General features: G+C 61.1%; 13 protein-coding genes and 2 tRNA genes. 12 read left to right on the forward strand and 3 right to left on the reverse strand.

Annotation, left to right across the window (positions count from 1 at the left end; genetic code table 11):
• Positions 1–27: 27 nt before the first annotated feature.
• Positions 28–1,173, reverse strand: coding sequence for an elongation factor P maturation arginine rhamnosyltransferase EarP (gene earP, locus ABI546_RS07915; protein ID WP_348045800.1), 1,146 nt, complete (start codon positions 1,171–1,173; stop codon positions 28–30).
• Positions 1,174–1,216: 43 nt separating this feature from the next.
• Between earP and uvrC the strand changes: the two genes are divergently transcribed.
• From uvrC to ABI546_RS07930, 3 genes are all read left to right on the forward strand, one after another.
• Positions 1,217–3,217, forward strand: coding sequence for an excinuclease ABC subunit UvrC (gene uvrC, locus ABI546_RS07920; protein WP_348045802.1), 2,001 nt, complete (start codon positions 1,217–1,219; stop codon positions 3,215–3,217).
• 139 nt (positions 3,218–3,356) lie between these two features.
• Positions 3,357–3,923 carry a CDP-diacylglycerol--glycerol-3-phosphate 3-phosphatidyltransferase gene (gene pgsA, locus ABI546_RS07925; RefSeq protein WP_348045803.1) on the forward strand — a complete coding sequence of 189 codons (567 nt, stop codon included), beginning with the start codon at positions 3,357–3,359 and terminating at the stop codon, positions 3,921–3,923.
• A 95-nt stretch (positions 3,924–4,018) separates the two neighbouring features.
• Entirely contained in the window at positions 4,019–4,897 is an 879-nt protein-coding gene (locus ABI546_RS07930) for a DMT family transporter (RefSeq protein ID WP_348045871.1), read from the forward strand.
• Here ABI546_RS07930 and ABI546_RS07935 read toward each other — a convergent pair.
• Positions 4,842–5,819, reverse strand: coding sequence for a LysR family transcriptional regulator (locus ABI546_RS07935; RefSeq protein ID WP_348045804.1), 978 nt, complete (start codon positions 5,817–5,819; stop codon positions 4,842–4,844). The two genes, ABI546_RS07930 and ABI546_RS07935, sit on opposite strands and share 56 nt — an antisense overlap.
• A 133-nt stretch (positions 5,820–5,952) precedes the next feature.
• On the opposite strand from ABI546_RS07935, the gene ABI546_RS07940 reads away from it, so the two are divergent.
• From ABI546_RS07940 to ABI546_RS07970, 7 genes are all read left to right on the forward strand, one after another.
• Positions 5,953–6,837 carry an alpha/beta hydrolase gene (locus ABI546_RS07940; RefSeq protein ID WP_348045806.1) on the forward strand — a complete coding sequence of 295 codons (885 nt, stop codon included), beginning with the start codon at positions 5,953–5,955 and terminating at the stop codon, positions 6,835–6,837.
• A gap of 20 nt (positions 6,838–6,857) precedes the next feature.
• Positions 6,858–7,964, forward strand: coding sequence for a tartrate dehydrogenase (locus tag ABI546_RS07945; protein ID WP_348045807.1), 1,107 nt, complete (start codon positions 6,858–6,860; stop codon positions 7,962–7,964).
• Positions 7,965–8,221: 257 nt separating this feature from the next.
• Positions 8,222–8,494: an HU family DNA-binding protein gene (locus ABI546_RS07950; RefSeq protein WP_007874140.1), complete on the forward strand. Its 273-nt coding sequence runs from the start codon at positions 8,222–8,224 to the stop codon at positions 8,492–8,494.
• Positions 8,495–8,511: 17 nt separating this feature from the next.
• A tRNA-Val gene (locus ABI546_RS07955) sits at positions 8,512–8,587 on the forward strand.
• A gap of 83 nt (positions 8,588–8,670) precedes the next feature.
• Complete coding sequence (locus tag ABI546_RS07960) at positions 8,671–10,596, forward strand: SurA N-terminal domain-containing protein (RefSeq protein ID WP_348045810.1); 1,926 nt, start codon at positions 8,671–8,673, stop codon at positions 10,594–10,596.
• A gap of 36 nt (positions 10,597–10,632) precedes the next feature.
• Positions 10,633–10,708: transfer RNA gene (locus tag ABI546_RS07965), tRNA-His, on the forward strand.
• A gap of 246 nt (positions 10,709–10,954) precedes the next feature.
• Entirely contained in the window at positions 10,955–11,431 is a 477-nt protein-coding gene (locus ABI546_RS07970) for a surface-adhesin E family protein (protein ID WP_348045812.1), read from the forward strand.
• Between the two features lie 57 nt (positions 11,432–11,488).
• On the opposite strand, the gene ABI546_RS07975 is transcribed toward ABI546_RS07970, so the two are convergent.
• A complete protein-coding gene (locus ABI546_RS07975) occupies positions 11,489–12,463 on the reverse strand; it encodes an NADPH:quinone oxidoreductase family protein (RefSeq protein ID WP_348045814.1) in 975 nt (324 codons plus the stop codon).
• Between the two features lie 192 nt (positions 12,464–12,655).
• Between ABI546_RS07975 and surE the strand changes: the two genes are divergently transcribed.
• Positions 12,656–13,453: a 5'/3'-nucleotidase SurE gene (surE, locus tag ABI546_RS07980; protein WP_348045816.1), complete on the forward strand. Its 798-nt coding sequence runs from the start codon at positions 12,656–12,658 to the stop codon at positions 13,451–13,453.
• Complete coding sequence (locus ABI546_RS07985; RefSeq protein WP_348045818.1) at positions 13,450–14,307, forward strand: protein-L-isoaspartate(D-aspartate) O-methyltransferase; 858 nt, start codon at positions 13,450–13,452, stop codon at positions 14,305–14,307. The genes surE and ABI546_RS07985 overlap by 4 nt, the downstream gene beginning before the upstream one ends.
• Positions 14,308–14,316 lie beyond the last annotated feature (9 nt).

Here is a 14,316-nt window from a genome sequence, read left to right on the forward strand (position 1 = left end):
TCGGGCTGTTCTGCAAAGCCTATGATTTTAACGTTTTTTTGCCACAAAACCGAGCAGGCGGCTCGCCAGATCGTCCTGGGCCGTCAGGCGCGCCTGCCCGGCCAATGTCGCCGATTGCCACAGGGGCAGGTCGATCGGTAGGGGTACCGAGTCTCCCGTGGCGGACGGTGCGGCTGTTTTGCCGTTCCAGGCGGCGTGAAAGGCTCGCAGTGAAGGCGGCGCCTGCAGCATGTCCAGAAAGGCCTGCAGCTTGGCTAGATGGGCATCGTCATGTTGCGGGTAAATCTGCCAGACGAAGGGTTTGCCGGCCCACAGCGCTCTTACCAAGGAGTCTTCGCCGCGCACGAAGTTCAGGTCGCAGGTCCACAGCAAGTGGTCAAACTCAGCCTGCTCCATCAGCGGAAGGTATGAAATTGATAGCTGCTTGCGCCCGTCCTTATTGGGCTGCAGCCGTTTTTTATCATCAAGAACTGCACGAACGGCATGGGTGGCGCGTCCCGCCGCCACCAGCAGATGCACCGGCTTTCCCTGCAAGCCATGCGCCGCAAATTGCGCCAGCAAGCCTTCAAGCGCGGGGGGCTCGTAGCAAAACAGGGACACCAGTGTTTCGCCATCCCCGTGGATCCCGTGGGCTGCCAGCCAACCGGCGCGGTCAAAGCGCGCCCGGCGGGCCGGCAAGTCCCGCTCGCGCAGCAGCCCGCCGGTATCGACCGTGAAGCCTGGGTAGAAAAACCACTTGGTCCAGCCGGCTGCCGGGCCGTCTTGTACCGGTGAAGGCATGGCGTGGCAGCGCTCCACATAGTTCTCGGCCGACAGGTATTCCAGGTTGATCCATACGGGTTTTAGGCCGCCAGCCCAATGATGCCGTGCGCAAGCAGCTATGAAATCAGGAGCAACGTCGCAACCGAACGCTTCAATCAGCACGTCACACGGGTGCTGGGTCAATCCGGCGGCGTCAAGGTCCAGAGGCTGCTGACCGGGTGGCCACGCCAATACCTGCACACCTTCGCGGCCCGTGGGCGCCATCCAGGCCAGCGCGGACGCGTCGTCCACCCAAAGCCGTACCTTGTGCCCGCGCGAGGCCAGGTCGGCAGCGAGCCGCCAGCACACGCCAATGTCCCCGAAGTTGTCGATGACTTTGCAAAAAATGTCCCACTGCAGACTGCGATTCATGAAAGGATTGTCCACAATACGCCACCCGCCTCATTTTGTTTTCATGACCAAAGCCCACGAATTCGATCCCCAACTGCTTAGCGAAGTCGCGGCCTTGCCGGCCTTGCCGGGGGTGTACCGCTACTTTGATGCCGAAGGCGGCGTGCTTTACGTGGGCAAGGCCCGTAACCTCAAAAAGCGGGTCTCCAACTACTTCCAGAAGAACCATGGCGGTACGCGCATCGGCCATATGGTCACAAAGATCGTGCGCATGGAAACCACGGTGGTGCGCTCGGAAGCCGAAGCGCTGCTGCTGGAAAACAACCTGATCAAGACCTTGAACCCGAAGTTCAATATTTTGTTTCGGGACGATAAAAGCTATCCCTATCTGAAGCTCACCGGCGCGCGTGCGGCCGAGGAGGGCGCGCCGCCGACGGCTGCGGTTTTTCCGCGTATTGCCTATTACCGCGGCGCAGTCGAGAAAAAACACCGCTACTTTGGCCCTTACCCCAGCGCCTGGGCAGTGAAAGACACCATCCTGCTGTTGCAAAAGGTCTTTCGCTTGCGCACCTGCGAAGACACCGTGTTCAACAACCGCACCCGTCCCTGCCTGCTCTACCAGATCAAGCGCTGCTCCGCGCCCTGCGTAGGCCACGTGACGCCGGAGCAGTACGCACTGGACACGGCCAACGCCGAACGGTTTTTGCTGGGCCAGGCGCAGGACATCCTGACCGAGCTTGAGAAAAAAATGCTGGTGCACGCCGACAGGCTGGAGTTCGAGCAGGCGGCCGAGTTGCGTAACCAGATGTCGGCGCTGTCCAAGGTGCTGCACCAGCAGTCGATGGAGATAGGCGGCGACAAGGACGTCGACATCCTGGCGGTGAAAGTGCAGGGCGGCAAGGCCTGCGTCAACCTGGCGATGGTCCGGGGCGGCCGTCATCTGGGTGACCGGGCGTATTTTCCGAGCCACGTGGAAAACGCCACCGACGTCGCGGCGCTGGATGCGGCCATCGATGCCGATGCGGAAACTGCCAACCAGTCCGTTGATGGCGGCTCAGACGAAAACCCCACAAGCGCTCCAGCCTCGGTTGTGGTCGGTAAATCACTCGAAGCCCTGGTGCTGGAAGCGTTCATCGCCCAGCATTACATTGACGTGCCGGTGCCGCCCACCCTGGTGTGCAGCGAACCGGTGGACCGGGAACTGATGGATGCGCTCAGCGCGCAGACCGGCACCAAGGTCACGGCCCTTCACCAGCCACGCGAACAGCGCCGCATCTGGCTGGAGATGGCGCAGAAAAACGCCGGCCTGCAGCTGGCGCGGCTGCTGGCCGAACAGGGCTCGCAGCAGGCGCGTACACGTGCACTGGCGGAGGCCCTGGATCTGTCGCTGGACAACCTGGACACGCTGCGCATCGAATGCTTTGACATCTCGCACACGGCGGGCGAGTCCACGCAGGCATCGTGCGTGGTGTTCCAGGAGCACAAGATGGTCAACAGCGAATACCGCCGCTACAACATCGAAGGTATCACGCCCGGGGACGACTATGCGGCCATGCGCCAGGTCCTGACGCGGCGCTACACCCGGCTGGCCGAAGCCGCCCGCAATGGCGAGGCCAAGCTGCCCGACCTCGTGCTGGTGGACGGCGGCAAGGGCCAGGTGTCCATGGCGCGCGAAGTTTTCGAAGAGTTGGGCCTGGACCTGGGGCTGATTGCCGGCGTTGAAAAAGGCGAAGGCCGCAAGGTCGGGCTGGAAGAGCTCGTGTTTGCAGACGGCCGCGACAAGGTCTATTTGGGGCGTGACTCCGCCGCGCTGATGCTGATTGCGCAAATCCGCGACGAAGCACACCGCTTCGCCATCACCGGTATGCGGGCCAAGCGGGCCAAGGTGCGGGTGGGCGGCAGCAAGCTCGAGGACATCGCCGGCATCGGCCCCAAACGCCGCGCCAGCTTGCTGCAGCGTTTCGGCGGCATTCGGGGAATCGCCTCGGCCAGCGCAGAAGACATCGCCACGGTCGACGGCATTTCGAAAGACCTGGCCGAGGAAATCTACCGCGCCCTGCATTGATGCATGGCATTGCCAGTGTTAACTGTTGCGGCGGCCCGGCGTGGTGGATGCAGATGTATTTGTGCAACGGAACGCACTGTTTTGGCTTGCTTTGCACCGCTATCCGGCAGCGCCCCACGGCTCATGCCAAAATCAGGTCATGTTTCTGACCATCCCGACGCTGATGACCTGGACCCGCATCGTTGCGATTCCGCTGATCGTGGGGGTGTTTTACCTGAACATGGCACCCGCCGAGCGCAACCTGATTGCCACGGTCATGTTTGTGGTGTTTGCCGCCACCGACTGGCTCGACGGCTTCCTGGCACGCAAGCTCAACCAGACTTCTTCCTTCGGCGCTTTTCTTGATCCGGTGGCCGACAAGTTCCTGGTGTGTGCCTCCCTGCTGGTGCTGGTGCACCTGCAGCGCGCCGATGTGTTTGTGGCCCTCATCATCATCGGCCGCGAGATCGCGATTTCCGCGCTCCGCGAGTGGATGGCCCTGATAGGCGCCACCAAAAGCGTGGCGGTGCACATGCTGGGTAAAGTCAAAACGACCGTCCAGATGGTGGCGATTCCCTTTTTACTGTTTGACGGCACCCTGTTCGGCATGATCGATACCCACTTGTGGGGTACCTGGCTGATCTGGATTTCCGCGATCCTCACGGTCTGGTCCATGATTTACTACCTGCAAAAAGCCATCCCGGAAATCAGGGCAAGGGCCAAGTAGTCCGGTTTTTCGCCTTGCTTTCGCCTTGCCGTTAAACCCGTTTTAGATCCTCCGCTTTGAGTTCTACCTCTTCTCCCGGTGCACTGATCCGGGCCATGCCCGCCGTGTTCGTCCTGATCTGGAGCACCGGCTTCATCGTCGCCAAGTACGGCTTGCCGTATGCGCCTGCGTTGACCTTTCTTGCCATACGTTTTTTCCTGTCCATTGTTTGCTTCCTGGTCTGGATTGCGCTGGTACGTGCCCCCTGGCCACAGGGCCGGCAGCAATGGCTGCATCTGGCGGTGACGGGCGCGCTGATGCACGCGGGCTATCTCGGCGGCGTCTGGATTGCCGTCAAATCGGGAATGGGATCGGGCCTCACGGCACTCATCGTGGGACTTCAGCCGGTGCTCACGGCGCTTTGGGTGTCGTGGATGTCCTCGGGTGATGCGGGCAATGCGCAGACCCGGGTCAGCCCGCGGCAATGGGCCGGCTTGGCGCTGGGCCTGGGCGGTCTGCTGCTGGTGGTGTCGCGCAAGTTCGGCACAGGCACCGAGGTCACGACGCTGACGCTGGCCTGCACCGTGTTTGCCCTCTTCAGCATCACCGCCGGAACGCTTTATCAAAAGCGCTTCATGAAACCCACCGATGTGCGCACAGCCAATGTAATCCAGCTGGCGGCCGCCTTCGTCGTGACGCTGCCGCTGGCGCTGTTCGAAAGCGAGGCGATCACCTGGAACGCGCACGTTCTGGGCGCCATGGCCTGGTCGGTGTTGGTGCTCACGCTGGGGGGCAGCTCGCTGCTTTACCTGCTGATCCAGCGCGGCGCGGCGACTTCGGTCACCAGCCTGCTTTATCTGGTGCCGCCCGCTACCGCCTTGATGGCGTGGATGCTGTTTGATGAAGCCATCACCGTGACCACGGTTGTCGGCACAGCCTTCACGGCGCTGGGCGTGAGCCTCGTGGTGCGGGCCGCGAAGCCGACGGCCGCGTAGTTTTCCAGGGCGTGGTCTGGAACTGGGCCACCAGGTAGTCAATCAGCAATCGAATGCGCCGTGGCTGGTCCGTGCGATAGGGCGCCAGCCAGTGGACGTCCGCATCGGGCATTGAATAGGCCGGCAGCACGCGTACCAATTCTCCAGAGGCGAGTTGAGGCGCAATATCCCACAGGCTGCGCAGCATGATGCCGCGGCCTTCCACGCACCAGTCGCGCACCATTTCGCCCGAGTTGCTGGACAGCGGGCCGTGAACCCGCACGCGAGTCGGCGCCTTGTCGCGTTCCCGGTGCAGGGACCAGACGTCAAAGCGCCGGCCGGTCGTGTTGCCGTTTTCACGCACGATCAGGCAAGCGTGGTTTTGCAGCGCTTCCAGGGTGGCCGGCGTGCCGTGTTGCTGGAGATAGCGGGGCGATGCCACCAGCACGCGCTGGTTGCGGGCGAGCCGCCGTGACACCCACTGCGCTGCCTGCCGGCCCTCAACCGACCAAAGCCAGATGGCGCCGTCAAACCCTTCAAGCGCCAGATCGGGCAACTGTTCAGTCAGCTGCAGCTGGATTTCGATGCGCGGGTAACGCTCCTGAAAACTGGCAAGCGCCGGCCCCAGCCACAAGCGCCCAAACCCAAAGGTGGCGACCAGGCGAATCAGCCCCGTCGGCTCCGCCTTGCGCTCCTGCAGTTCCGACTCGAGCGCCGTGAATCCCTGCAGTAGGACCTGCGCACGTTCGCACACCGTCTCTCCCTCGGCGGTGGGGCTGACACGGCGCGTCGTGCGCTGAAAAAGACGCTGCCCGAGTTTGGCCTCCAGGGCAGCAAGCCGCTTGGTCACGACGGGTGGCGCCACATCCAGGCTTTGCGCTGCGGCGGTCAGGCTGCCGTGGTCGCGGACGGCAAGCACCAGCTCCAGGTCACTGCGATCCATTCATGCCTATCTGGAAATAATGAATTGCCCGATTATTGCTTGTATTGGACGCCAGTGTTCTACAAAATCAAGGTCAGGATTGATAGACCCAGGGCGCGGGGATGATCGCGCACCGCAGAATCAGGGTAATTGGATGTTTGAGCATTTTGTGTCGTGCCATGTTGACGGGCCAGCGGGGCGTTTGCACACCTTGCGGGGAGGCCGGGGTGCGCCGTTGCTGTTGCTTCATGGGCATCCACAAACTCATGTCATGTGGCATCGGGTGGCCACTGACCTTGCCGGAAGCTTTACGGTGGTGATGATGGATCTCCGCGGCTACGGCGATTCTGCCCGGGTCGCCAGCGGTGCGAACCATGAAGCCTATTCCAAACGCGCGATGGCGCTGGATGCCGTGGCTGTCATGCGCCACCACGGCTTTGATCGCTTCCAGGTGTTGGCGCATGACCGCGGCGCACGCGTGGCGCATCGCCTTGCCGCGGACCACCCTGATCGGGTGCAAGGTTTGATGCTGCTCGACATCGCGCCCACGCTTGCCATGTATGAAAACACCTCGGAGGCTTTTGCGCGTGCCTACTGGCACTGGTTCTTTCTGATCCAGCCGCCGCCGCTGCCCGAAGCGTTGATCGAGTCCGATCCGGTGCGCTACCTGCGCAGCGTCATGGGTAAACGCCATGCCGGTCTGGCGGCTTTTGCGCCCGCCGCGCTGGCCGAATACGAACGCTGCATCCAGATACCGGGCAGCGCTGCAAGCATCTGCGAAGACTACCGTGCCGCCGCGGCGATCGACCTCGCGCATGATCGGGCAGATACCGCTGCCGGACTGCGGCTGGCGCAACCGCTGCGTGTGCTGTGGGGCCAGCATGGCGCGATCGGGCAATGCTTCGATGTGCTTGGGCTCTGGCGAGACCGTGCGGAGCATGTGTCGGGCATGAGTCTGCCCTGCGGTCACTACATTGCCGAAGAGGCGCCGGCGTTGCTGCTGGCAGAAGCCCTTGATTTTTTCAAACCCAACCCCTGAACCCAACCCCAAGGATCACCATGAACCAGCGCACTGGAAAAAAGAGAATCGCCGTCATCGCGGGCGACGGTATCGGCAAAGAAGTCATGCCCGAAGGCATTCGTGTGCTTGAAGCGGCCGCGGGCAAATATGGCATTGACCTGCAGTTTGACCATTTCGACTTTTCCAGCTGGGACTATTTTGAAAAGCATGGGCAAATGCTTCCCGACAACTGGAAAGACCAGATCGGCGGCCATGACGCCATTTACTTTGGCGCCGTGGGCTGGCCCGACAAGATTGCCGACCATGTCTCGCTGTGGGGCTCGCTGTTGCTCTTCCGGCGTGAGTTTGACCAGTACATCAATTTGCGGCCAGCCCGATTGATGCCCGGCATCATCGCACCGGTGGTCCGGCGCGACGGCAGCCCGCGCCAGCCCGGCGAGATTGATTTTTACATCGTGCGCGAAAACACCGAAGGCGAATACTCCAGCATCGGCGGCCGGGCCTTTCCGGGCACAGACCGCGAGTTTGTTTTGCAGGAGTCGGTGTTCACCCGTGTCGGCGTGGATCGCGTGCTGAAGTTCGCCTTCGAGCTTGCCCAATCCCGCCCAAAGAAACACCTGACCAGCGCGACGAAGTCCAATGGCATTTCGATTTCCATGCCTTACTGGGATGAGCGTGTGGCCGAAATGGCGAAAAACTATCCGGGCATCCGGCTCGATAAATTCCATATCGACATCCTGACCGCGCATTTCGTGCAGCGCCCGGACTTTTTTGATGTGGTGGTGGCCAGCAACCTGTTTGGCGACATCCTGAGTGATCTCGGTCCGGCCTGCACCGGCACCATCGGCATTGCGCCCAGCGCCAATCTGAATCCAGAGCGAAAGTTTCCCTCTCTGTTCGAGCCTGTGCACGGTTCGGCCCCGGACATTGCCGGGCGCAATATTGCCAACCCGATTGGTCAGATTTGGTGCGGCGCCATGATGCTGGAATTTCTCGGGCACAAGGATGCGCACGACGGCATCCTTGCCGCGATTGAAGCCGTGCTGAGCCCTGAAAGTGGTGCACCGCGTACCGCCGATCTGGGCGGAAAGGCAGGAACAACCGATGTCGGCAAGGCCATCGCGGCGGCTCTTGGCGGGTTGTAACGCCACTTTTCTCCTAGCATGAAAATTACACATCATGCTTACGACCAAGCCGGGAAAGCCATGAAAAACCGTCTAGAATCCGCCTCCGCACGTTGTAATAACTTGCTGCTGTATTGACAGGTTAGAAGTCCGTGGCTCTAATTGGCAACAGCAGAAAACCTGCACATGCCGCTCCCGCTGACCCGTTTCAACACAGTGTCCCGGGAGATATTTTTTAGAGACAACCAGATTAACTTTTTATCAACGAGGGGCTCCTTGTGAACAAGACTGAACTGATCGAGCACATTGCCAAGCATGCTGATATTTCCAAAGCTGCCGCCACGCGCGCACTGGAGTCAACCATTGGCGCTGTGAAAACCACCCTGAAAAAAGGAGGCTCCGTGTCTCTGGTGGGTTTCGGCACTTTTGCCGTGGGAAAACGTGCCGCGCGCACCGGCCGCAATCCGCGTACCGGCGATGCGATTAAAATCAAGGCTGCCAAGGTTCCAAAGTTCCGTCCAGGCAAAGCTCTCAAGGATGCTTTGAACTGAAACGGAAGCTCAACGTGGGGTGCTTAGCTCAGTTGGTAGAGCAGCGCCCTTACACGGCGTAGGTCGGCGGTTCGAGCCCGTCAGCACCCACCACCCACGACAAAAGGCGAACTAGGTTCGCCTTTTTTGTTGTTGGCCTTCGGTCTTTTCGTCAGCTGATGCACAGGAAATTCGAGATGTTTGATTTCATTCGCAAGCACACCAAAGTCACCATGGCGTTGCTGTTTTTGCTGATCGTCCCCTCTTTTATATTGGTGGGCATGAACAGCAGTGGCCGGTCCGGGAACAACAGCGGAGTTGTGGCTGTGGTCGATGGAAAAGACATCACGCAGCCTGAATGGGACCAAGCCCATCAAAGCGAAGTCCAGCGTATACGGGGTTCCATGCCGTCGATTGACGTCAAGCTGCTGGACACGCCGCAGGCGCGGTACGCCACGCTGGAACGGCTGGTGCGTGACCGCGTGGTCGCCGCCGCAGCCCATGTCACGGACGACTACCTGGCGCGCGAGCTGCAAAAGATCCCTGAAATTGCCGCGCTGAAGACGCCAGATGGCAAGCTCGACATGGAGCGTTATCGCCAGCTGTTGGCATCGCAAGGCATGACGCCTGAAATTTTTGAAGCCAATGTCAAGGCCAGTCTGCCAAGCCGCCAGGTGCTCGGCGGTGTCGGCGCAAGCGGCTTTTCCACCGCGGCTGCAGCTGACCTGTCGCTCAATGCTTATTTTGAGAAACGCGAAATCCAGCTGGCCCGTTTTGAGGCGGCCGATCTGGCGGCCAAACTGGTGCCGACCGAAGCCGATCTGGAGCAGTTCTACAAAGCCAACGAAAAATTCTTTCAGGCACCTGAACAGGCCAACATTGAGTATTTGGTGCTTGATATCGAGACCGTCAAAAAGTCGGTCACGGTCAATGAGGCCGATCTCAAAACCTATTACGAGCAGAACATTCAGCGCCTGAGCGGTACCGAAGAGCGCCGGGCCAGCCACATCCTGATTGCGGCACCCAAAACTGCATCGGCTGCCGATCGCGAGAAGGCCAAAGCCAAGGCCGAGGAACTGCTGGCGCAAGTAAAAAAAGCGCCCGACAGCTTTGCCGACGTGGCGCGCAAAAATTCACAAGACACGGGTTCGGCCCCTGCGGGTGGCGATCTCGACTTCTTCGCGCGCGGCTCCATGGTCAAGCCTTTTGAAGACGCGGCCTTCGCGATGAAAAAGGGTGAAATCAGCAACGTCGTGGAGTCGGAGTTCGGCTATCACATCATCAAACTGACTGACGTCAAATCGCCCAAGCGCCCGGCTTTTGAAGAGATGAAACCCCAGCTGGAGGCCGACCTTCGCAAGCAGGAGGCCCAGAAGAAATTTGCGGAAATCGCCGATGTTTTCACCAACGGCGTGTACGAGCAGCCTGACAGCCTGAAACCGGTAGCGGACAAACTCAAGCTGGAAATCAAGTCGGCCAGCAATGTGGGCCGGGTGCCTCGCGCCGGCGTGGCCGGCGTGTTGGCAAACCCGAAATTCCTGGGCGCACTTTTTTCGCCCGATGCGATTGAGAAAAAGCGCAACACCGAAGCCATAGAAACCGCGCCGAGCCAGCTTGTTTCAGGCCGCATCACGCAGTACACCCCGGCGCGCACGCAAGCTTTCGCTGAAGTCAAAGAGGTGGTGCGCCAACGCTGGGTTGCCCAGCGCAGTGCTGAAGAAGCACGCAAGGAAGGCGAGTCCAAGCTCGCGGCGTGGAAGGCCGCACCGGCTTCTGCCGCCTCGCTGGCGGCACCCGTGGTCGTTTCGCGTGAACAGACACAAAAACTTCCTTCATCGGTGATCGATGCGGCGCTGCGCGCTGACTCCGCTGCTTTGCCTGCCTTTGTGGGCGTGGACCTCGGCGCCCAGGGTTATGCCGTGGTCAAGGTCAACAAGGTGGTGCCACGCGATGCGCCGGCCGAGGCGGCCGCCAAACAAGAACGCAACCAGTACACGCAGTGGTGGACCGCTGCGGAAAACCTTGCGTATTACAACGGCCTGAAAGAGCGCTTCAAAACGAAAATCCTCGTTGCCAAGCCTGCTGTTGCCAAAGCCGGCGCTGAAGAAGTCGTCGCCCGATAAATGGGGGCGGCTTTGCCGCTATAATGCAGGGCTCCGGTGGCTGTAGCTCAGTTGGTAGAGTCCAGGATTGTGATTCCTGTTGTCGTGGGTTCGAGCCCCATCAGCCACCCCATCATTTGAAGTCCCGCTAGCCGCAAGGCTCGCGGGATTTTCTTTTTGGGTTGGACAAATCTTCCGGGCCGAACTGGGTGAACTTCGCGAGCGGCGGCGGTGCACATCTGGAAACAGGCACTCGTCCGCGCGGCCCCAATATGGCGCAAGATACCTCTGCGGTGGGTTATATCCCTCTGAGCATCCATCTGTTTGTGGTCTGGACAGGCCCTGAAATGCAGGCGTGCCCGTTAACCGGATGATTCTTGTGTTTCACACCGTGTACCTGGGAGCCAAAGCCAGACATGCCGGCGCGACGCTGGGGATGGTGGCGGCAATCGGATTGTCGGCCGCGGCATACGCGGCTGAAACCTGGTTGACGCTGGCGGGTGACCCTGCGGACCCGGGGGCTCATTACGTTCAGGTCAATCCCGCCGCCATTGACCTTCAAGGCGACTTACGGATCATTCCGGTTCGAATCAACCGCGCGCGGCTGTGGACCTTTCGTGACAGCGTCCAGTTCCGTTCAGTGGAGACCGATGTGCGAATCGACTGCGTGCGGCACACGGCTGACTACGTGAAGGCCGCTTTTTATGCCCAGCCCGATTTTCGGGGAACGCCTTTCAAGCTGGCAAGCTACGCCGCAGATGGCGCGCATCCGATGGAATTCGAAGACATGGCGGATAACCCCACTGCGCGGATTATCAAGGCCGCCTGCAGCGCCAGGAGCGTGATCAGCAACTGAGGACCGGATTTGCGCAGTTTTTTTGACGCGCGAAGTTTGACGCGCGAAACCCGAAGCCTAATTCACCATGACCAGCTTGCCCTTGACGCCGCGTGAACCCATGTGGGCGTAGGCGGCTTTCAGCTCTGCCATGGGCATGGTGCGGTCGATGACTGGCTTGATCTTGCCTTGGGCATACCAGCCTGCCAGCTCGGCCATCATGGCTGCGTTTGCTTTGGGCTCGCGCCTGGCGAAGTCGCCCCAGAACACGCCCACGATGGAGGCGCCTTTGAGCAGCGTGAGGTTGAGCGGCAGGGCCGGGATGGGGCCTGAGGCAAAACCCACCACCAGGTAACGGCCACGCCAGGCAATGGAGCGGAATGCCGGCTCGGCAAAGTCACCGCCGACAGGGTCGTAGATCACGTCGGGGCCTTTGCCTTCGGTCAGGGACTTGATTTCGTCGCGCAGGTTTTGGGTGGTGTAGTTGATGGTCGCATCGGCGCCGATAGAGACGCACAGTGCGCATTTCTCGTCGGTCGAGGCGGCTGCGATCACGCGCGCGCCGGCGGCTTTGGCAATCTGGATTGCTGCCGTCCCCACGCCGCCCGCTGCACCCAGCACCAGCACGGTTTCACCGGCTTTCAGTTGTGCGCGGTCCATCAAGGCGTGCCAGGAGGTGGCATAAATCATGATGAACGCTGCGGCGTCCACAAAAGGAAAGCCGGTGGGCAGCGGCATGCACAGGGCCGCCGGTGCGATGGTGTGGGTGCCAAAGCCGCCGGTGCCCGAGAGGCACGCCACATGTTGCCCCACCTGCAGGTGCTTGACGCCTTCACCCACCGCCTGCACCACGCCGGCGTATTCGGAGCCTGGCACAAACGGCAGGGGAGGCTTCATCTGGTACTTGTTCTGCACGATCAGCAGGTCGGGGAAGTTCAGGCTGGCGGCCTTGATCTCGATCAGGACTTCGCCGGCCTTGGGCTCTGGCGTGGGCAGTTCTTTCCAGCTCAGGGCGTCTACACCGGTGGGATTTTCACAAAGCCAGGCTTGCATGGATGTCTCCGATAGAAGGAAAGCTGCACGTGTGATGGTGCAGCAGGTAAAACGGGAAGAAAGAGAACAGGCCGAAAGAAGAGGGCACCCAGCGGGAGAAAAGGCGCCTTGCCTGCATCATAGGCAAAGCGCCGGGTTTTGCGGAGCCTGGAGGGGCCCGCGCTGTCGCAGCCGTGACCGTAAAATCAAGCCATGAAAATTCTCATCTGCAACGACGACGGTTACCAGGCCTCCGGCATCATTGCCCTCTACGAAGCGCTTAAAACCGTTGCAGATGTCGAGGTGGTGGCGCCCGAACAGAACAACAGTGCCAAATCCAACGCGCTGACCCTGCATTCGCCGATGTATGTGCAGACAGCGGCCAACGGCTTTCGCTACATCAATGGCACGCCGGCAGACTGCGTTCATATCGCGCTCACGGGTTTGCTGGGCTACCGGCCTGACCTCGTGGTGTCGGGCATCAACAATGGCGCCAACATGGGCGACGACACGATTTACTCCGGCACCGTGGGCGCCGCCATGGAGGGTTACCTGTTCGGCATTCCGGCTATTGCCTTTTCGCAGACCGAAAAGGGCTGGGCGCATATTGATGTGGCGGCCCGGCGCGCGGCCGAGCTGGTTCAGCAATTGATGCCCACGCTGGAGACCCTGGCTGAAGGCGCTGAACCGACAGTGCCGCCCTGGCTGCTCAATGTGAACATTCCGAACCTGCCCGACGACGAGATCCAGGGCGTGAAGGTTGCGCGGCTGGGGCGGCGGCACGCGGCCGAACGCGTCATTGTGCAGACCAGCCCGCGCGGTGAAAGCATGTACTGGATAGGCGGCGCCGGCCCGGCCAAAGAGGCGGGCGAGGGCACGGATTTTTATGCCACCAGCCAGAAGTTTGTCTCCATCACACCCTTGCAGGTGGACCTGACCGATCATGAGCGCCTGCCGTATTGGGCCCAAACCGCCGCCAGGCTGACCGCCTCCCATAAAAATCCCTCATGAAGCCCAGCCTCAAACCGCCGTTCAATCCGGCCGCCAAGGCGCCAGCCGCGCCAAGCCGCCCGGCATTTCCGGTTCGTCTGAAGCCTGATGCAGGGGTTCCGTCTGCTACTAAATCAATAGCTGGTGGCGCGCAGCCACCGCGGGCTACAGGCCAAAATAACCTCAAAAACCCCGTGGCTTCCGCGATTTCCGCCTTGCCCGGCGGGCTTGGGCTGGATTCGCACGCCGTGCGTGCCCGCATGGTCAGCAAGCTTGCCGCGCAGGGCGTTGCCGACGCGCAGGTGCTTGCCGCCATGGGGGCGGTCGAGCGCCACCGTTTTGTTGACACCGCCCTGGTCAACCAGGCCTATGAAGACACCAGCCTGCCGATCGGGCTGGGGCAAACCATTTCCAAGCCCAATGTGGTCGCCCGCATGCTGGAGCTGCTGCGCCACGGCGCCACCGGGCGGCTGGGTCGCGTGCTGGAAATCGGCACCGGCTGCGGTTATCAGGCCGCGGTGCTCAGCCACCTCGCCACCGAGGTCTACAGCATCGAGCGGCTGCGCGGCCTGCATGACAAAGCCAGGGAAAATTTGCGGACTTTACGCCTGCCCAACGTGCATCTGCTGTTTGGGGATGGCATGATGGGTTACGCCAAGGGCGCGCCTTATGCGGCCATCATTGCGGCAGCCGGCGGGGAGGCCATTCCGCCTGCCTGGATTGAGCAGTTGGCGGTCGGCGGCCGGCTTGTGGCGCCCATGCAGACTGCCGGTGGCGCCCAGGCCTTGGTCGTGGTCGATAAAACCCCCCAAGGCGTGCGGCAGACCTTGCTGGAGGCCGTTCACTTTGTGCCTTTAAAATCGGGAACAAGCTGACAGCCTGGC

Source organism: Polaromonas sp. (genome assembly GCF_039932935.1).
Lineage (GTDB): Bacteria > Pseudomonadota > Gammaproteobacteria > Burkholderiales > Burkholderiaceae_C > Polaromonas.

Excerpts from the sequence above, each read along its gene's own strand:
- pgsA (WP_348045803.1), top strand. The coding sequence starts at position 3,357 with ATGTTTCTGACCATCCCGACGCTGATGACCTGGACCCGCATCGTTGCG.
- surE (WP_348045816.1), top strand. The coding sequence starts at position 12,656 with ATGAAAATTCTCATCTGCAACGACGACGGTTACCAGGCCTCCGGCATC.
- ABI546_RS07960 (WP_348045810.1), top strand. The coding sequence starts at position 8,671 with ATGTTTGATTTCATTCGCAAGCACACCAAAGTCACCATGGCGTTGCTG.
- ABI546_RS07940 (WP_348045806.1), top strand. The coding sequence starts at position 5,953 with ATGTTTGAGCATTTTGTGTCGTGCCATGTTGACGGGCCAGCGGGGCGT.
- ABI546_RS07975 (WP_348045814.1), bottom strand. The coding sequence starts at position 12,463 with ATGCAAGCCTGGCTTTGTGAAAATCCCACCGGTGTAGACGCCCTGAGC.
- ABI546_RS07945 (WP_348045807.1), top strand. The coding sequence starts at position 6,858 with ATGAACCAGCGCACTGGAAAAAAGAGAATCGCCGTCATCGCGGGCGAC.
- ABI546_RS07985 (WP_348045818.1), top strand. The coding sequence starts at position 13,450 with ATGAAGCCCAGCCTCAAACCGCCGTTCAATCCGGCCGCCAAGGCGCCA.
- earP (WP_348045800.1), bottom strand. The coding sequence starts at position 1,173 with ATGAATCGCAGTCTGCAGTGGGACATTTTTTGCAAAGTCATCGACAAC.
- ABI546_RS07930 (WP_348045871.1), top strand. The coding sequence starts at position 4,019 with ATGCCCGCCGTGTTCGTCCTGATCTGGAGCACCGGCTTCATCGTCGCC.
- ABI546_RS07935 (WP_348045804.1), bottom strand. The coding sequence starts at position 5,819 with ATGGATCGCAGTGACCTGGAGCTGGTGCTTGCCGTCCGCGACCACGGC.
- uvrC (WP_348045802.1), top strand. The coding sequence starts at position 1,217 with ATGACCAAAGCCCACGAATTCGATCCCCAACTGCTTAGCGAAGTCGCG.